General features: G+C 37.1%; 19 protein-coding genes. 4 read left to right on the top strand and 15 right to left on the bottom strand.

The annotated features are described in order from the left end of the window. Window positions 1-7: 7 nt before the first annotated feature. Together RICGR_RS07080 and RICGR_RS07075 are read right to left on the bottom strand one after the other, a co-directional pair. Complete coding sequence (locus RICGR_RS07080) at window positions 8-724, bottom strand: SDR family NAD(P)-dependent oxidoreductase (protein ID WP_006035971.1); 717 nt, start codon at window positions 722-724, stop codon at window positions 8-10. Window positions 725-820: 96 nt separating this feature from the next. Beyond that, complete coding sequence (locus tag RICGR_RS07075; protein WP_006035349.1) at window positions 821-1,765, bottom strand: LysR substrate-binding domain-containing protein; 945 nt, start codon at window positions 1,763-1,765, stop codon at window positions 821-823. Between the two features lie 266 nt (window positions 1,766-2,031). Between RICGR_RS07075 and RICGR_RS07070 the strand changes: the two genes are divergently transcribed. After that, on the top strand, window positions 2,032-3,426 hold the full coding sequence (locus RICGR_RS07070; RefSeq protein WP_006034768.1) for an amidase: 1,395 nt from the start codon (window positions 2,032-2,034) through the stop codon (window positions 3,424-3,426). 69 nt (window positions 3,427-3,495) lie between these two features. Continuing rightward, window positions 3,496-3,951 (top strand): host attachment protein, encoded by a 456-nt coding sequence (locus RICGR_RS07065; protein WP_006035101.1) that lies wholly within the window; start codon window positions 3,496-3,498, stop codon window positions 3,949-3,951. Window positions 3,952-3,993: 42 nt separating this feature from the next. Here RICGR_RS07065 and glmU read toward each other — a convergent pair whose 3' ends face one another. From glmU to RICGR_RS07015, 10 genes are all read right to left on the bottom strand, one after another. Next, window positions 3,994-5,364 (bottom strand): bifunctional UDP-N-acetylglucosamine diphosphorylase/glucosamine-1-phosphate N-acetyltransferase GlmU, encoded by a 1,371-nt coding sequence (gene glmU, locus RICGR_RS07060; RefSeq protein WP_006034870.1) that lies wholly within the window; start codon window positions 5,362-5,364, stop codon window positions 3,994-3,996. 104 nt (window positions 5,365-5,468) lie between these two features. Beyond that, a complete protein-coding gene (locus RICGR_RS07055) occupies window positions 5,469-5,900 on the bottom strand; it encodes a F0F1 ATP synthase subunit epsilon (protein WP_006035885.1) in 432 nt (143 codons plus the stop codon). A gap of 15 nt (window positions 5,901-5,915) precedes the next feature. After that, window positions 5,916-7,322: a F0F1 ATP synthase subunit beta gene (gene atpD, locus RICGR_RS07050; RefSeq protein ID WP_476705461.1), complete on the bottom strand. Its 1,407-nt coding sequence runs from the start codon at window positions 7,320-7,322 to the stop codon at window positions 5,916-5,918. A 22-nt stretch (window positions 7,323-7,344) separates the two neighbouring features. Further along, window positions 7,345-8,205 (bottom strand): F0F1 ATP synthase subunit gamma, encoded by an 861-nt coding sequence (gene atpG / locus RICGR_RS07045; RefSeq protein ID WP_006035381.1) that lies wholly within the window; start codon window positions 8,203-8,205, stop codon window positions 7,345-7,347. Window positions 8,206-8,212: 7 nt separating this feature from the next. Beyond that, a complete protein-coding gene (atpA, locus tag RICGR_RS07040) occupies window positions 8,213-9,757 on the bottom strand; it encodes a F0F1 ATP synthase subunit alpha (RefSeq protein ID WP_006034778.1) in 1,545 nt (514 codons plus the stop codon). A gap of 15 nt (window positions 9,758-9,772) precedes the next feature. Next, window positions 9,773-10,309 carry a F0F1 ATP synthase subunit delta gene (locus RICGR_RS07035; RefSeq protein WP_006035079.1) on the bottom strand — a complete coding sequence of 179 codons (537 nt, stop codon included), beginning with the start codon at window positions 10,307-10,309 and terminating at the stop codon, window positions 9,773-9,775. Continuing rightward, the gene (locus RICGR_RS07030) at window positions 10,309-10,779 is read right to left on the bottom strand and encodes a F0F1 ATP synthase subunit B (protein WP_006035692.1); all 471 of its coding nucleotides are present in this window, start codon (window positions 10,777-10,779) and stop codon (window positions 10,309-10,311) included. Before RICGR_RS07030 ends, RICGR_RS07035 begins: the two co-directional genes overlap by 1 nt. Window positions 10,780-10,804: 25 nt before the next feature. Next, a complete protein-coding gene (atpE, locus tag RICGR_RS07025) occupies window positions 10,805-11,110 on the bottom strand; it encodes a F0F1 ATP synthase subunit C (RefSeq protein WP_006034871.1) in 306 nt (101 codons plus the stop codon). A 27-nt stretch (window positions 11,111-11,137) separates the two neighbouring features. Continuing rightward, window positions 11,138-11,950, bottom strand: coding sequence for a F0F1 ATP synthase subunit A (gene atpB / locus RICGR_RS07020; protein ID WP_006035417.1), 813 nt, complete (start codon window positions 11,948-11,950; stop codon window positions 11,138-11,140). Between the two features lie 8 nt (window positions 11,951-11,958). After that, window positions 11,959-12,366: an ATP synthase subunit I gene (locus tag RICGR_RS07015; RefSeq protein ID WP_006035416.1), complete on the bottom strand. Its 408-nt coding sequence runs from the start codon at window positions 12,364-12,366 to the stop codon at window positions 11,959-11,961. A 229-nt stretch (window positions 12,367-12,595) separates the two neighbouring features. Between RICGR_RS07015 and RICGR_RS07010 the strand changes: the two genes are divergently transcribed. Both RICGR_RS07010 and RICGR_RS07005 read left to right on the top strand, forming a co-directional pair. Continuing rightward, entirely contained in the window at window positions 12,596-13,639 is a 1,044-nt protein-coding gene (locus tag RICGR_RS07010) for a class I fructose-bisphosphate aldolase (RefSeq protein ID WP_006035869.1), read from the top strand. A gap of 59 nt (window positions 13,640-13,698) precedes the next feature. Then, complete coding sequence (locus RICGR_RS07005) at window positions 13,699-14,130, top strand: c-type cytochrome (protein ID WP_006035099.1); 432 nt, start codon at window positions 13,699-13,701, stop codon at window positions 14,128-14,130. 127 nt (window positions 14,131-14,257) lie between these two features. Here RICGR_RS07005 and RICGR_RS07000 read toward each other — a convergent pair whose 3' ends face one another. The 3 genes from RICGR_RS07000 to hldE all read right to left on the bottom strand — a co-directional run bounded on the left by RICGR_RS07000 (window position 14,258) and on the right by hldE (window position 17,059). Beyond that, window positions 14,258-14,593 carry a ComEA family DNA-binding protein gene (locus tag RICGR_RS07000; protein WP_006035708.1) on the bottom strand — a complete coding sequence of 112 codons (336 nt, stop codon included), beginning with the start codon at window positions 14,591-14,593 and terminating at the stop codon, window positions 14,258-14,260. Between the two features lie 73 nt (window positions 14,594-14,666). Next, window positions 14,667-15,620, bottom strand: coding sequence for an ADP-glyceromanno-heptose 6-epimerase (gene rfaD, locus RICGR_RS06995; RefSeq protein WP_006035749.1), 954 nt, complete (start codon window positions 15,618-15,620; stop codon window positions 14,667-14,669). After that, the gene (gene hldE / locus RICGR_RS06990; RefSeq protein WP_006034982.1) at window positions 15,617-17,059 is read right to left on the bottom strand and encodes a bifunctional D-glycero-beta-D-manno-heptose-7-phosphate kinase/D-glycero-beta-D-manno-heptose 1-phosphate adenylyltransferase HldE; all 1,443 of its coding nucleotides are present in this window, start codon (window positions 17,057-17,059) and stop codon (window positions 15,617-15,619) included. The genes rfaD and hldE overlap by 4 nt, the downstream gene beginning before the upstream one ends. Between the last annotated feature and the right edge of the window lie 79 nt (window positions 17,060-17,138).

The following is a 17,138-nucleotide window of genomic DNA, read 5'->3' as shown; positions in this document are numbered from 1 at the left end:
TTCATTCTTATAAATTAAACCGTTTAAAAATTTTTTCCGGTATACACTGAATAAAGAACATAATAAATCTCCACACTGTGGGGATATACACACTTTCTTTATTTTTATCCAATGCATTTATAATTTTAACGGCTGTTTTTTTCGGATTTGCCGCTAACCTCAGCGGATATTTTCCACCAAAAACCATTTTAGTATCAATTAACCCTAATTTAACCGTTAATACTTTTATTTTAGAAAGATGCAACCGATTACGTAATCCTTGTAAATAAGCCGTTAATCCTGCTTTGCTTGCACCATAAGTATAATTGGGTTTGCGTCCTCTATCTCCTGCAACGGAACTTAGCCCAATAATAAAACCATCTTCCTTGCTATTGAGGTAATCGGCAAATAACTCAAGAAAAGTAATCGGCCCTGTAAAATTAGCGTTAATGACTTTCTGATAATCTAATTGATCAATCAACCCCACAGCCATTAATACTCCATCAATAAAACCCATTTTATGAATGACGTTCTCAAAAAAAGAAGCATGTGAATCAAGTTGCGTAATGTCAAAAAAAGAATAATGCACATTGCTATTAAACCGAAGTTCAAGATCGGATGCAATGCGCTTTAGCTCCTCAACATCTCGACTCGCCAGAAAAAGCGTGCAGTGTCTCGACGCAAAAATCTCACTACACGCTCTTGCGATGGAAGAAGTAGCACCTAAAATAAGTACAGACTGCATAGAAATAAAAAAGCTTCACCCATTACTTTATACTCTATAATATACCCGATACGATAATAGGCTATTTAAAAATAATCAATAATTATTATCTAAAATCTAGGTATTTGCTTTTTTTAAAAATTCAGAAATTATTGTAGACTGATACTTTTCTTTATGTATCAAAATATGAAACTCTCGACTTAAGTTTAGAAATGGTATTTTTAATTCCACTAAACTTTTATTTTTTAAAGCATCTTCAACAACAAATCGGGAGAGACAACTTATTCCTAAGCCCGCTTGCGTTGCTTGTTTTAGGGCTTCGGTATCATCCAATTCCAAAAAAGGACGAATTTTTCCACCCATTTTTTCTTCTAATTTTCCACGAATACTCGAATTTTGTTTTCTTAATAACCAACGTGCATTAACAACATCCGACAATGTTAATTTCTTTTTTTTACTTAACGGATACTTAGGCGCAGCAACAATAACCAATTCGTCTTTTTTCCAAGGATAGGTATGAACTTTATCTGAAAAACAATTTGCTTCTATTAAAGCGATATCGATGTTAAAAGCAAATAATTTTGACAATATGGCTTTAGTCGTTGCTATTTTAAGATTGATTTGAATATTTTTATACGACTGGGTTAGTTCAGAAATAAGTTTAGGTAATAGATAATTACCGATTGTTTTACTTGCTCCTATAAATAATTGACCGGATAACGCTTTTTTTTTATTGTTTGCCATCATATCTTTGAGTTCTGAGATTTGCGATATAATGCTACTTGCTTTGGGTAACAACACTCTTCCTCGCTCGTTTAAAAATAATTGTTTACCGTGTCTATCAAATATATAACCCTTTAATTGTCCTTCTAGTGCGGCAAGTGCCATACTACAAGCTGATTGAGACAAATACATTTCTTTTGCAGCATGACTAACATTCCCTGTCTTAGCAATTGCGACAAAAACTTCAAGTTGTTTTAGAGTAATACGCATAGCTTTTAAATAGTCAATAATGGAGTTTTCAATAAAATAAATTAAGTAATCTATAATACCGGAATACACACGCGATGACTATGAGCATTATTAAAATCAAACACTATAAAAACAATTAAATTTTTTGAATAACCATTTCTTACATCACCAAAATTTTTGTAACCTTATGTTAGAAAAAATAGGCCTTGCATTTAATTGTTTATATCACTGAAAACAGCTTGCAAGAAACCAAGTAATCTTTTAGGCTACTTATAATTAAACGTTCTTATTCCATTATTTATTTTTAAAAAATAGAATTTTTTGAGTGATAAGAAATAATATAGAATCATGAGTCAATGCTTTACTTTTTATCTGCAAGAACATTAACTACATTAATTAAAGAAAAAGAAATTTCTTGTGTTGAAGTTATTCACGCTTTCTTAGATCGTATTCAACACGTAAATTCTAAACTTAATGCACTTATTCAATGTGAAAATCCCGAAGTAATTTTAGAAAAAGCGCGTTTAGCGGATAAAAAATTATCTAAAAATCAACCCCTCGGTCCTTTACATGGTGTCCCTATTACGATTAAAGATTGTTGTAAAGTCAAAGGATTTACGAACAGTAAAGGAAGCTGTGGATATTCTGTATTCGCTCGAGAAGATGCCACTGCCGTTGCTCGATTAAAAGCGGCCGGTGGAATTGTTTTAGGTATAAGCAATGTCCCGGAATTCAATATTGCCTACGAAACGGATAATGATCGTTATGGCAAGACATTAAATCCTTATGATTTAAGCCGTACACCGGGCGGAAGTAGCGGCGGGGAAGCAGCGATTATTGCGGCGGGAGGCTCCGTTATTGGTCTTGGTTCAGATGGTGCAGGAAGCATTCGCCAACCGGCTCATAACACCGGTATCGTCGGTTTAAAACCCACGCGCGGCTTAATTCCTCGTTCAGGATTCGTACCCTCTGATGGTAGCGGCTTATCGCGATCATTAATAACGTTTGGTCCTATGGCACGATTTGTAGAGGATATTGTTTTAACATTACCGTTATTATCGGGACCTGACCCGACTGATCCAGATGCCATGCCCATTTCTATTCCAAAAGCTCCCATCCACTGCAAAAATTTACGCGTAGCTTTTTATTCAGATAATGGGATTGTCTCTCCTTGTCAGGCCACATTACAAACAATTAATCAAGTCGTAGAGGGTTTACAAAATGAAGTAAAAGACATCGAATATCAATGTCCCCCTTATTTAAACGAACTGTATACCTTGATTACAGAAACATTTATTTTAGGTGGCGATAGAGGACTTGGATTAAAAAATCTAATTAAAAATTTGGGTATTAATAAACCTTCAAGGCTTTTAAAAGAATTTTTAGCCATTGCTCGTCAATGCGAATTTTCTATTACTGAATTACATCGACGCTTGCGACGTATTGATGAATTACGTATTTCTTTAGAAAAATTTTTTATTCCCTATGACATCATACTCTGCCCTGTTGCTGCAACGCCTGCAAAATTACTTGGTCGTTCTTTTATTGAAGGCCATGATTTTAGTTATCTGAGCCTTTACAATTTAACAGGCTGGCCCGTTTTAACCCTACGTTGTGGTTCTTCTAAGGAGGGTTTACCAATAGGTGTGCAAATTGTTGCTAAACCCTGGCATGATAATTTAGCACTTATGATTGGACAAAAACTAGAAGTTTTATGGGGTGGCTGGCAGAAACCCGATTTATTCTCTTAAGATCAGCAAAAAACGCCTATCGCCTATGAACCCCTGCTATACTTAAAAACAGACTTAAGGGGAAGTTAAATGATTTGGGTGATTCGCTTAAATAGTAGTTTATGTCATGTTCATTCTTACGAACCTAAAAATCACACATTAAGTTTATTAAAAAATTTTGAAAACCCGAGCGCTAAACTAAAAGAAAGCGATTTAGTTTCAGATAGACCCGGTCATTATCAAACCATGCATTCTGCAAAAGGCGCCTATGAACCACCAACGAGCCCTCACGAAGCAGAGCTTGATCAGTTTACTAAAAACATTGCTCATTTTTTAAAAAAAAGCTTAGATAACCATCAATACACTCAGCTTATTTTATGCGCTGCCCCTCATGCGGGTGGTATTTTACTGAACCATCTCGATAAACAGGTTACGCACGTCTTATTAGTTAATATCAAAAAAAATTTTGTTGGTGAAGACGATGCGGTACTTATTAACTATTTAAAAGAAAATTGGTGGGATATTATCCGTTCCAATAAAATCTAAGTGCACCCCAAAAACCACTAAAATAGGCACGTTTCTAATGATTTAGCTTCTTTTTTTTCGCGGGCGTTTCCAGTTTGAAACGGTTTTTATCTCAGCTCTATTTAACGTTAATTTTCCCGCAGGAATATCTTTATTTAAGGTCGATCCAGCCCCTATTGTTGCGCCTTTTCGTATGCGAATCGGTGCAACTAAGGCCGTATTAGAGCCAATAAACACATCATCTTCTATTTGTGTTTGATGCTTCACGGCTCCATCATAATTACAGGTAATAGTCCCTGCGCCAATATTGACATTTTTGCCTATATTCGCATCACCGATGTAACTTAAATGATTAATTTTAGTTTCTCGTTCTATCTGACTTTCTTTAACTTCAACAAAATTCCCTATATGAACATTCTTTTTAAGTTCTGTTCCAGGGCGAATACGGGCGTAAGGCCCAATAATGCAGTTATCACCAATCACGGCATCTTCAATGAATGAATAAGGTTTAATCTCAACATTTTTCCCAATTTTGACATTTTTCAAAATGGTATGTGGACCAATAAAACTATTCGCGCCTATTGTATTTTTTCCTTCTAAAATAACGTCGATGTCAATGATGACATCCTTTTCAGCAACTAATTTTCCACGAAGATCAAATCGGTTGGGGTCGCGTATTGTCACACCGGATAACATCAGTTTTTCAGCAGCAGATTGTTGAAAAAAACGTTCGAGTTTTGCTAATTGTACCCGATCATTGACCCCTTGCATTTCACCATCAATAGTGAGCGGTAGCGTTACTATTTCTATCTTCTCCTCTACAGCCATTGTAATAATATCCGTTAAATAGTATTCGCCTTGGGCATTCATTTTTTTTATTTTAGGTAACCAACGCCTTAATAATTTTACAGGGACGTAAAAAATTCCACTATTTACTTCTTTTATCTTTTTTTGCTCTGGAGTCGCTTCTTTTTCTTCAACAATTTGAATGACTTTTCCGTACTGATCACGTAAAATACGTCCTAAACCAAAAGGGTGTGTCGTTGTTAACGTAATTAAACCCATTTGATGCGTGTTGGTTGTATGCAGTAATTTTTGTAATGTTTTTAAACTGACTAAAGGCGTATCACCTAATAATATTAATAGTTGACTTTCATCTTGTTTAATTTCTAGAAGTGCTTGAGCAACCGCATGACCGGTGCCTAATAATTCCGTTTGCTTAACCCAATGAACCGCTAAATGACCTAAACAATCAAGAACTTGGTTTCCACCGTTTCCATAAACCACATAGATATTATTAGGATTCAAACCTTTAACGGTCTCAACAATATACTGCAATAACGGTTTATCGGCTAATTTATGTAATACTTTGGGCAAAGTAGAATGCATACGCTTTCCATGGCCTGCTGCTAAAATAATGACATCTAATTTCATGTTTTCAAATCAAGCCTATTTTAAAACCATTACTTTGCCGGATTATCTATTTAATCTTAATTACTGTAAAAAATAAAAATTTCCTTCTATAATTTTTAACAGAATTAAATTCTACTGCCTAATTTTTTCTTTAATTTAGAAATAACCTGTAATTGGGCAACTGCTTGCGCTAATTCTGCTGTCGCTTTTGCGTAATCAATATCCGATTGTTTGTCATTTAATATTTTTTCTGCATGTTCTTTTGCTTCTAATACGGCCAACTCATCTAAATCTGCTGCCCGTATAGCCGTGTCAGCCAATATGCTAACCATTTGTGGTTGAACTTCTAAAATACCACCCGAAATGTACAGTATTTCATCCTCTCCTTCCGGTTTTACAATGCGCACAGAACCCGGCTTTAACGCGGTTAATAATTGGGTGTGACCCGGATAAATACCAAGCTCGCCTAATAAACCCACCGCGATGATGTGCGTTGCTTCACCTGAAAAAATCTCGACTTCAGCGCTAACAATCTCAATCTGCATTGTTTTCATCATGACATTCTCATAAATCTACAAGGCTTTTGCTTTAATTTCCACTTCATCGATACTTCCAACCATGTAAAACGCGAGTTCGGGATAATCATCAAACTCACCATTTAAAATCGCTTTAAAACCACGAATTGTCTCTCTAAGGCTGACATATTTTCCTGGAGATCCGGTGAATATTTCAGCAACAAAAAAAGGCTGAGATAAAAAACGTTGTATCTTTCTAGCCCGCATAACCGTCAATTTATCGTGCTCTGATAATTCATCCATACCTAAAATAGCAATAATATCCTTTAACTCTTTAAACCGCTGCAATGTTTTTTGTACCGCCCGCGCAACGTCATAATGTTCTTGCCCAACAATCAACGGATCCAATTGACGGCTATTCGAATCTAACGGATCTATTGCTGGATAAATACCCAGTTCAGCAATTTGGCGTGATAATACGACCGTTGCGTCGAGGTGTGCAAAAGTCGTTGCGGGTGAAGGATCGGTCAGATCGTCCGCTGGAACATAAACCGCTTGAATAGAAGTAATAGAACCTGTTTTTGTTGACGTAATACGCTCTTGTAAAGCACCCATTTCTGCGGCTAAGGTTGGTTGATACCCCACAGCAGAAGGCATACGTCCTAATAATGCAGAGACTTCGACGCCAGCCAAGGTATAGCGATAAATATTATCTATAAATAATAAGATATCGCGACCTTCATCACGGAAATATTCGGCTACTGTCAAACCTGTTAATGCGACGCGTAAACGATTACCTGGCGGTTCATTCATTTGACCATAAACTAATGATACTTTATCTAACACGTTGGATTCTTTCATCTCATGGTAGAAATCATTACCTTCCCGTGTTCGTTCTCCAACACCTGCAAATACAGAATATCCACTATGTTCAATCGCAATATTACGTATCAATTCCATCATGTTAACGGTTTTACCAACACCTGCGCCGCCAAACAAACCAACCTTTCCACCTTTAGCAAAGGGACAAAGTAAATCAATGACTTTAATCCCTGTTTCAAGTAATTGCTCATTCACGGCTTGTTCAGAAAAAGTGGGGGGCTTGCGATGAATCGGTAAACGAATTTCTTCATGGATAGGACCTGCTTCGTCGATAGGCTTACCTAATACATCCATGATTCGACCTAAAGTCTGCTTCCCGACAGGCACACTAATCGGTGCTTTGGTATTCATGACTTTTGTTCCACGCTTTAAACCATCGCTCGTACCCATCGCGATAGTTCGTACAATACCGTCACCTAGCTGTTGTTGGACCTCTAACACTAAATCATGGCCATCAACGGTTAACGCATCAAAAACTTTGGGAATCTCGCCTCTTGGAAATTCGACATCGATAACGGCACCAATAATTTCGACGATAGACCCAATGGGTTTGATTGACTTCATCATAAGATTACTCTTCATTATTTATTCATATAAAATTTATCTAAACAGCTTCAGCACCCGCCACTATTTCAGCTAATTCTTTGGTAATAGCAGCCTGACGCGCTTTATTATAAGCTAACTGTAAATCATTTATTAATTCACCGGCATTATCTGTCGCGCTTTTCATCGCGACCATCCTGGCCGCTTGCTCGCACGCAGTATTTTCTACTACGCTTTGATAGACTTGTGATTCAATATAACGTGTCAGGACTAATTCCAATAAGGGCTTCGCATCCGGCTCATAAAGATAGTCCCAACGATAATTAATTTCTGATTTTTCAGAAGGTAAAATAGGTAATAAGGATAGCTTCTGTGCTTTTTGCGTCATCGTATTAATAAATTCATTATAAAAAATAGTTACGCTATCTAATTTATTTTGTTTATATGCATCCAATAAAACTTTAATAACACCAATTAAATCGTGTAATTGTGGTGTATCCCCCAAATGACTGGCCTGTGCAACAATATGACCACCGACACGTTTAAAAAACGCTTCTCCTTTTCCGCCGATAATCGCCAAATCGACATCCATCCCTTTAGATTGACATATTCGAAACTCTTGTAAAACTAACTTCAGTAAGTTGGTATTCAATCCACCGCACAAGCCTTTATCGGTTGTAATGATAAGAAAGCCAGACCGTTTTAACTCCCTCATTTGTAAATAGGGATGTTTATATTCGGCATGACTACTTGCAACATGATTGACTAAATCAAGCATTTTATGCGCATAGGGCCGGGAAAGCGTCATACGATCCTGTGCCTTTCTCATTTTACTCGCAGCGACCATCTCCATGGCTCGGGTTATTTTCTGAGTCCCTTTAATGCTCGAGATTTTACCACGTATTTCTTGCGCAAAACTCATCAGTTGATCACCACGTTTGTGTCGTTTTAAAGGCAGTAATAGCACGATTTAACGCGTTCACTATCGTCTCATTATAATCGTCTTTTTGATTAATTTGTTCTAAGCAGGCCATTTCTTCTGAATGCATATAAGCTAACAACCCTTCAGAAAAAGCGACTATTTTAGTCAATTCAATATCATCTAAATAACCTTTATCCACAGCAAACAACAACACAGCCATTTCAGCAACACTTAACGGCGAATATTGCTTTTGTTTTAAAATTTCAGTAACACGCTGCCCCCGTTCAAGCTGTTTACGGGTCACTTCATCTAAATCAGACATAAACTGCGAGAACGCAGCAAGTTCGCGATATTGAGCTAAACTTAAGCGAACACCTCCACCTAATTTTTTTATAATTTTGGTTTGTGCCGCGGAACCTACTCGAGAGACCGATAAGCCGGCATTAATTGCAGGGCGTATCCCCGAATTAAATAAATCAGTTTCTAAAAAAATTTGACCATCTGTAATGGAAATAACATTGGTCGGAACAAAAGCTGAAACATCTCCCGCTTGCGTTTCGATAATGGGTAAAGCGGTTAACGAACCTGTTTTTCCCTTTACACGGCCATTCGTCGCTTTTTCGACAAACGCTTCATTAACTCGCGCTGCGCGCTCAAGCAAACGTGAATGTAAATAAAAAATGTCTCCTGGATAAGCTTCTCTACCTGGTGGACGTCTCAATAATAATGATATTTGCCGATAAGCCCACGCTTGTTTTGTTAAATCATCATAAATAATCAGTGCATCTTCACCTTGGTCACGAAAATACTCTCCCATCGCACATCCCGCATAAGGAGCAATAAACTGTAATGCGGCAGAATCAGCCGCGTTGGCGGAGATAATAATCGTATGTTTTAACGCATCTTGTTCTTCTAACTTACGCACGACAGCAGCAATCGATGACGCTTTTTGGCCTATCGCCACATAAATACATTTTACGCCCGTGTCTTTTTGATTAATAATTGCATCAATGGCCAAGGCCGTTTTTCCTGTTTGTCTATCGCCTATAATTAATTCGCGCTGACCACGACCGATAGGTACCATACTATCAATAGCCAATATTCCTGTTTGCAGCGGTTGCGAGACACTTTGACGCCAAATAACACCGGGCGCAATTTGTTCAATCGGCGATTTTTTTTCAGTTTCAATAGTTCCGCGACCGTCGATAGGATGCCCTAAAGCATTAACAACCCGACCTAACAACGCTTCGCCGACCGGAACTTCCAAAATACGCCCGGTACATTTAACCGTTTGACCCTCACTTAATCCTTCATAGTCTCCTAAAACAACCGCGCCGACAGAATCTCGCTCTAAATTTAAAGCAAGTCCATAACATTGAGATGAAAACTCAATCATTTCGCCCAGCATTACGTCATTCAAGCCATAAATACGTACAATCCCATCACGCAGGCTGACAATAGTTCCTTCTGTTCGCGTTTCTGTAGAAATATCAAATTTCTGAATACGTTCTTTGATTATTTCATTAATTTCAGATGTGGTTAATTGTTGCATAGCCTATACCGCCCCTTAATTCACTAATATTGCATGTAAGCGTTCTAATTTGCCACGTACAGATCCGTCGATGACTAAATCTCCGACTCGAACGATCAATCCACCCAATAAACTTTTATCAATGCGATGGGTTAATTTTATATGACGCTGTAACCGCGCGGATAATTTTTTTTCTAATGTTTGTTCTTCCAGTTTAGTTAACGGTACAGTGGAAAAAGCATAAGCGCTAACTTCCTTCGCTTCTCGAGCCTTATATTGCTTAAATAAATCTTCAACCGTTGGAAGTACTAATAATCGTTGATTAACCGCCATCAGTTTTAAAAAGTTTTTCCCAAAAGGGAAAATAACTGGCTTACATAATTCCAACAAACATTCATAGGCCATTTTTTTATCGATACATGGATTTTTTAATAGCGTTTGCATCGACTTTTCTTTAATAACACGCACAGCCTGCTTAAGTAAAAGAGACCACGCGGACAGGTCATTTTTATCCAGCGCACAGTGAAATGCTGCTTCGGCATAAGGTCTAGCAATGGATACGAAATCAGTCATTAAATTTCTTCCAACGATTGTTTAACGAGGGCATGCTGAGCAACACTATCCAGCGATTGCGCCAAAATTTTCTCCGTGGCTATAATCACTAAATTAGCAACTTCCGCACGCAATTTCTGTTGTGCAGCCTGCCATTCTTGTTGGATGTCAGCTCGAGCTATCGCTAATAACCGCTCATTTTCGAGTCTTATTTGTTCCTTAGACTCTTCAGACAATTGGTTAGCGCGTTTATTCGCTTGTTCAATAATATCAGCCGCCTCGTGTTTCGCTTTCTGTAAATATTCATTGGCCTTTAATTGAGCTAATTCTAAAGCCTGTTGCCCACGCTCTGCAGCCGCTAAACCCTCAGCAATTCGTCGTTCTCGTTCTTTCATTGCGTTGAGTATGGGTGGCCATACAAACTTCATGGTAAACCATACAAAAACAGAAAATGTAATTAACTGGCCTAATAAAGTTATATTAATTTCCACAATATTTTCTCAAGTTTATTATCATTTAGCCTGTTATTGGCTTAGACACCAATTTCAATACTTCGCTTAAAAATGGATTTTTAGCAAAAATTAAATAAAGTCCCATTACAATAGAGATCGCGGCAAATGCATCCACTAATCCCGCCATTAAAAACATACGTAACATTAACATTGGCGTTAATTCAGGCTGTCGTGCGACCCCTTCCAAAAATTTTCCGCCTAAAATACCAAAACCAATCGCGGTCCCTAATGCCGCTAAACCCACTAATAAAGCCGCCGCAATGGCCGTTAAACCTTGGACATTAGCAACTACTTGCGCAACTTCTACCATTTTTATATCCTCTCTTTTATTAATAAATCATTCATGGGTTTGTTCTTGGCCATGCGTTTCATGCGCCATGCTTAAATAAACGATAGTTAACATCATAAAAATAAAGGCTTGAATCACGATAATTAATATGTGAAACACCGCCCAAACACCACCAAAAGTCCACTGTAACCACCAGGGCAACAACGCTACCAAAATAAAAATTAATTCTCCGGCAAATAAATTTCCGAATAACCGAAGTGATAAGGATATAGGCCTTACCAATTCTTCTAATAAACGAAAAATGATATTGATTGGAAAAAGATAGGGGCCAAATGGAGAAACCAACATCTCTTTACTAAGTCCCTTCAGTCCTTTAATTTTCAAATTATAGTAAACGATTAAAATAAACACTGCAATTGACATGCCAAATGTCGTATTCGGATCAGCCGTTGGTACAGAGCGAAAATGGCTCACGCCAACGAACGATAAGATTGTTGGCAAGAGATCAACGGGAAGTAAGTCCATAAAATTCATTAAAAAGACCCAAACAAAGATTGTCAACGCTAAAGGAGCAATTAATTGACTCGATCCATGAAAAGATTCTTTTACGGTTTTATCGACAAATTCAACGAGAATTTCAACAAAATTTTGTATTTTACCCGGAATCTCTTTGCTGGCAGTCATCGCTACCCAGCGAAATAATACTAAAAAAGCGATGCCTAATACAGCGGAGAGAACGAAACTATCGAGATTTAAATTCCAAAAACTTCCCTTCCCCGAAAAAGTGAACGTTTTTAAATTAAAACTAAGATGTTCAAGATGGTGCTGAACATAATTGGCTGAGCTGTGTTCACCATTCATAATAAACCCTATAAACCCTTTTCGCTTTTAATAATGAACAATAACCAAAATAGTAATTGGGAGACTATATAAGCAAGAAACAAGACAGGAACATTTATTGATAATACTTTAATGATCATTAAGAAAAAAACTCCACTGAATAACAATTTCGTTAATTCTTCTCGATAAAAAATACTGAGAAGTCTTTTCCCTGAGACCTGCCCTATATGGCGCATTATTTTAACCAAAAAATAAACGTTAGGAAATAACCATAAGACAATACCCAACGCAAGCGACTTAATAATACCAATCTGTCCGTTTTGAAATACTCCCGATAAACCCACTGCGAGCCCCAATAATCCACAAAATGTTATGAGGCCCGCCTGACACATTTTTTGAATGTATTTAGGCAATAAGACAACCCTGCTTAATGTCATCTTAAGTCACCCACTTTATTTGAAATGTCGGACAGTATAATAATCACAACCCGTTTATGCAATGCTCATGCGATGAATTTTATTTCTTCGTTCTATCCTCTCATTTTTCAATTTATCGATGGAAAACTTTACTAGAAATTATTTTAATTGTTCTATATAGTATTAAGTTTTACAAAATTATAGTGATTCAAACTTGGCTTCACCTCAAAATATAAGGAGCAACTCATTTATGGCCACTCATGAGCTTGAAGGAACAATTCAACGATTAACGATACACGGGAAAGGAATTCTAGCAGCAGATGAAAGTCAAGCGACTATTGCCAAACGGTTTTCCCCTTTACATATAGAATCAACTGCAGAAAACCGTCGTCATTATCGTGAACTCCTTTTTACGACACCTGGCATTGAAGCCTTTATCAGCGGTGTTATTCTTCACGAAGAAACGTTAGGGCAAAAAACGAAGGATGGGTTATTATTCTCGGATTATTTAGACAATGAAGGGATTGTTCCTGGAATAAAAGTAGATAAAGGGCTTATTTCTTTAAATACTGAAGAAAAAATGACTCAAGGTCTCGATGGTCTCGCTGAACGTCTTCTCACTTATAAAAATCTCGGTGCTTGTTTTGCCAAATGGAGAGCTGTTTTTTCCATATCAAATACTTTGCCTTCCTCTTTAGCCATCACTGCGAATACCCAAGCCCTCGCGCGCTATGCATCGATTTGTCAACACAATGGCGTTGTACCCATTGTAGAACCCGAATTATTAATAGAGGGTGATCACAGTTTATCTCGATGTGCTGAAGCAACAGAAACTGTTCTTTATTCTGTCTTTGAAGAACTTCATAAACACCATATCTTGCTGGAATGTATGTTATTAAAGCCCAGTATGGTCATCGCTGGAAATCAATATACGCCCCAGCCCCATATTGCTGAAGTTGCAGCAGCTACTTTAAAGATATTACGTCGAACAGTTCCTGCAGCCGTACCAAGCATTAATTTTCTTTCGGGAGGGCAGTCACCTGAAGCAGCAACCGCTCATTTAAATACGATGAATAAACTACAACCCTCACGTCATCCTTGGCGCTTAAGTTTTTCTTACGCCCGCGCTTTACAAGAACCCGCATTAAAAATTTGGAATGGCAAAGCACATAATATCAAAGCGGCCCAGCGTGCTTTTTACAAACGTGCAAAACTTAATGCTGCAGCTTGCAAAGGTCACTATCAGTCAAGTATGGAAAAAGAAGAAAAAGAAGTAGAAACAAATTTTGTTTAACGCTTTGTAAATTATTTATAAGAGAGATCACGATAATGTTTATGTAAATTAAAAAGAACGTGTTTATTTTAAAAATTAAAAAAGTTTCAACTATCGTTTTTTTTATTTTATTTTTTGGTTTTATGCGGTCTGGTTACGCCGATTCATTTGATAGTTCCTTAATAGCACTTGAAGATCGCATTGCGCCTATTGGAAAATTAAAAATAGCGCCTTCAAAAGTCAACCAATCCACTTTAAAAGTTATTAATAATAACCGTTCGGGTAAAATTATATTTGAAAATAAATGCATCTTATGCCATAAAAATGGAATAGGGGGTGCACCTCGTTTGGGCAATCATTTAGATTGGGCACCACGGATTAAAAAAAAATTTTCACTTTTGTTAAAACATGCAATGATAGGCTATCGAGCGATGCCGCCTAAAGGAGCCTGTTTAGAGTGCTCCATAACCGATTTAGAAAAAGCTATCCATTACATGTTAGATCAGTTATAAAGAATTATAAATTCATTGTACCTGAAAAAATTTTTTATTTTTTCAAGTACAATGAATAGCGTTTAAATAATTAAGTAATAATCTTTCTATTTGTTATTTATATTTTTATAGTTCATCTGAAAGCGCATTAAACAGTTATTTTTTCACGATTTAAATCGACTATCCGTTTGCTTATTTCTTTGATTTTAATTAAATCATCAATGGATTTAAAAGGCCCGTGTACGTCACGATAAGCAATAATTGCTTTCGCTCGTTTAATCCCAATTCCCTTTAATTCGTCAACTAAAGTGGCTTCATCAACGGTATTAATATTAATGCGCGCTGAGACTGACTCAGCCGTTTTGGTTGGGGAAGAAGCTAACGTTGTATTATTATGCGAAATAAACGGATGAGTAACGGCTAATGTTTGAGTCGCTACCATCAAGAACAGAAAAATAGTAGCGAATAAAGAAGAAGTACTCATAAACAAAACTCCTTTTTAAAATTTTTTTATCGGAATTTATATTGTATGGATAAAAAATAAATGTTTCAATGAATTAATTGGTAATATTTTTATGGATAATTGAAAGATAATCTTTCACTCCGCACGTAATATTACGAAAAACACCTTGGTAACCTGCATTACGCAACTTTGAAAGGTCCGCCTGTGTAAAATTTTGATAACTGCTTTTTAAATGTTCTGGGAATGGAATATAATGGATCTTTCCGTAACCATAAAAATCAATAACTGACTGAGCCAGTGTATTAAAACTTTCACTATTTCCAGTTCCCACATTATAAATTCCGCTTTTTTTAGATTTTAAAAACCAAAGATTAATCGCGACAACGTCATCAACATAGATAAAATCTCTCCGTTGTTCACCATTCGCATATCCATCTGTTCCTTCGAATAATTTTATAATGCCCGTATTTTTAAGTTGCTTATCTGCATGTAATACCATACTCGCCATGGCGCCTTTATGGTTTTCATTAGGGCCATAAACATTAAAATAGCGTAAACCGACCACTTGGCTTTTTATCTCACTTAAACTATTTCTTACATAGTGATCAAATAAATACTTAGAATACGCATAAACATTAATCGGTTTTTCATAAACTAATTCTTCTTTAAAAATACTCCCTAAACCATACACCGATGCACTTGAAGCATAAATGAATGGAATTTTCCACCTTAAACAATAATGCAATAAATGTTTAGAATAGTCGTAGTTATTATTCATCATATAACGCCCATTCCATTCAGTAGTCACTGAACAAGCACCTTGATGGAAAATAGCTTTTAATTTAGGAAAAAGCGTATTCTGTTTAATTTTATCTAAAAATTCACTCTGATCTAAATAATCGGTAATCGAACAATTTGCAATATTTCTAAATTTCGTACCCTCTGTTAGATCGTCAACGACGATAATCGGCATATCAGGATAATTAATATTAACCTGTTTCACTAAATTGCTTCCAATAAAACCTGCTCCGCCTGTAATAATAATCATAAAGATTCTCTTTCTTGTTCTTGAATTCTAGAAATCATAGCACTTGTGGAACATCCTTTAACAAAATCAATTAACTTAATTTGACCTCCGTACGCGTGTACTGTTTTCGCTTCAGGAAGATCATTCACTTGATAGTCATTTCCCTTAACCCAAATATCCGGTAATATTCGCTGAATAAGCCGCTCAGGGGTTATGTCACTCAATGCCACTACCCAATCGACTGCGCTTAATCCTGCTAATACAGCCATTCGATGCGCTAATTTATTGATGGGTCTCCCCGAACCTTTTAAGCTCGTTATGGAATTATCATCATTAACCGCAACGATTAACCGATCACCTAAACCTTTTGCCTGCTCTAAATAGGCAACATGACCTGCATGTAAAATATCGAAACAACCCCCTGTCATCACTATTTTTTCATTATTCGCTTTTGCATCTGCAACATTTATTTTAAGCGCCTCTTCAGTCACAATACCGCGACGGAATGCGCTTTGTTGAGTTTGCATGGCTCGTCTGAGCTCAGCTCGACTCACCGTAGCAGCGCCAAGCTTCCCCACAACAATACTCGCTGCAATATTAGCAAGCTGCGCTGAACAAACTAAATCCCTTTGTACAGCAAAAGTGAGCGCTAAACAGGCTATTGCTGTATCACCTGCCCCCGTAACATCGTAGACTTGCTTCGCAAAAGCTTGTAAAGAAAGCTCAGGTTGATTTTCTTGTATTAATATCATACCCGCTTCACCACGAGTCACGAGTAACCCTTTGAAATTATATTTTTTTAAAAGCTGTTTACCTTTCGTTAATAAGGCATGCTCGTTTTCACATTTTCCAGCAACGGACTCAAATTCTCGCAGATTGGGTGTTAATACCGTAGCACCGTAATAAGCCATAAAATCCTTACGTTTAGGATCAACAAATACGGGCTTATTGGCTTTTTGTGCGCATTGAATAAAATGCTGAATCTCTGTCAAACAGCCTTTTGCATAATCAGAAATGATAACAACATCACAATGAGTTATTCTTTGCTCAAATAATTGCTTTAAATAATCATCATCAACGGGATATAATGCCTCTTCAAAATCGAGCCGTATCAATTGCTGATGTAAACTGAGTATACGCAGTTTAGTTACCGTACGTGACTTTGGCAGCTTGCACAAATAACAATTGACACCTGCTTGACTTAATTTTTTCTCGAGTAGAATACCTTCCTCGTCATCACCACAAAAACTAAGTAAATCAACCTTTGCACCTAATGCAGCTATATTAAGCGCGACATTTCCTGCGCCGCCTGGACGTTCATCACAATTTTTTACATGCACAATAGGTACCGGCGCCTCTGGGGAAATTCGAGACGTATCACCAGACCAATAACGATCCAACATGACATCGCCGATGACTAAAACGCGGATTAATTCAAATGAAGGGATTTGTAGTTTCATTAAACCTCTTACAATATCTTCTTTTCACATTCAAGCCGCTATAATCCTTTTAATAAAGCGTCGTCAAATAGAGTATTTG

It is taken from the genome of Rickettsiella grylli (assembly GCF_000168295.1).
Classification (GTDB): Bacteria; Pseudomonadota; Gammaproteobacteria; order Diplorickettsiales; family Diplorickettsiaceae; genus Aquirickettsiella; species Aquirickettsiella grylli.
This window is presented reverse-complemented; position numbering and strand designations above follow the sequence as displayed.

What these genes read in the sequence shown, in the direction of transcription:
- atpB (WP_006035417.1), bottom strand. Translation starts at nt 11,950, where the DNA reads ATGAATGGTGAACACAGCTCAGCCAATTATGTTCAGCACCATCTTGAA.
- atpE (WP_006034871.1), bottom strand. Translation starts at nt 11,110, where the DNA reads ATGGTAGAAGTTGCGCAAGTAGTTGCTAATGTCCAAGGTTTAACGGCC.
- atpG (WP_006035381.1), bottom strand. Translation starts at nt 8,205, where the DNA reads ATGAGTTTTGCGCAAGAAATACGTGGTAAAATCTCGAGCATTAAAGGG.
- RICGR_RS07070 (WP_006034768.1), top strand. Translation starts at nt 2,032, where the DNA reads ATGCTTTACTTTTTATCTGCAAGAACATTAACTACATTAATTAAAGAA.
- RICGR_RS07000 (WP_006035708.1), bottom strand. Translation starts at nt 14,593, where the DNA reads ATGAGTACTTCTTCTTTATTCGCTACTATTTTTCTGTTCTTGATGGTA.
- hldE (WP_006034982.1), bottom strand. Translation starts at nt 17,059, where the DNA reads ATGAAACTACAAATCCCTTCATTTGAATTAATCCGCGTTTTAGTCATC.
- RICGR_RS07035 (WP_006035079.1), bottom strand. Translation starts at nt 10,309, where the DNA reads ATGACTGATTTCGTATCCATTGCTAGACCTTATGCCGAAGCAGCATTT.
- RICGR_RS07010 (WP_006035869.1), top strand. Translation starts at nt 12,596, where the DNA reads ATGGCCACTCATGAGCTTGAAGGAACAATTCAACGATTAACGATACAC.
- RICGR_RS07015 (WP_006035416.1), bottom strand. Translation starts at nt 12,366, where the DNA reads ATGACATTAAGCAGGGTTGTCTTATTGCCTAAATACATTCAAAAAATG.
- atpD (WP_476705461.1), bottom strand. Translation starts at nt 7,322, where the DNA reads ATGAAGAGTAATCTTATGATGAAGTCAATCAAACCCATTGGGTCTATC.
- rfaD (WP_006035749.1), bottom strand. Translation starts at nt 15,620, where the DNA reads ATGATTATTATTACAGGCGGAGCAGGTTTTATTGGAAGCAATTTAGTG.
- glmU (WP_006034870.1), bottom strand. Translation starts at nt 5,364, where the DNA reads ATGAAATTAGATGTCATTATTTTAGCAGCAGGCCATGGAAAGCGTATG.
- atpA (WP_006034778.1), bottom strand. Translation starts at nt 9,757, where the DNA reads ATGCAACAATTAACCACATCTGAAATTAATGAAATAATCAAAGAACGT.
- RICGR_RS07065 (WP_006035101.1), top strand. Translation starts at nt 3,496, where the DNA reads ATGATTTGGGTGATTCGCTTAAATAGTAGTTTATGTCATGTTCATTCT.
- RICGR_RS07080 (WP_006035971.1), bottom strand. Translation starts at nt 724, where the DNA reads ATGCAGTCTGTACTTATTTTAGGTGCTACTTCTTCCATCGCAAGAGCG.
- RICGR_RS07055 (WP_006035885.1), bottom strand. Translation starts at nt 5,900, where the DNA reads ATGATGAAAACAATGCAGATTGAGATTGTTAGCGCTGAAGTCGAGATT.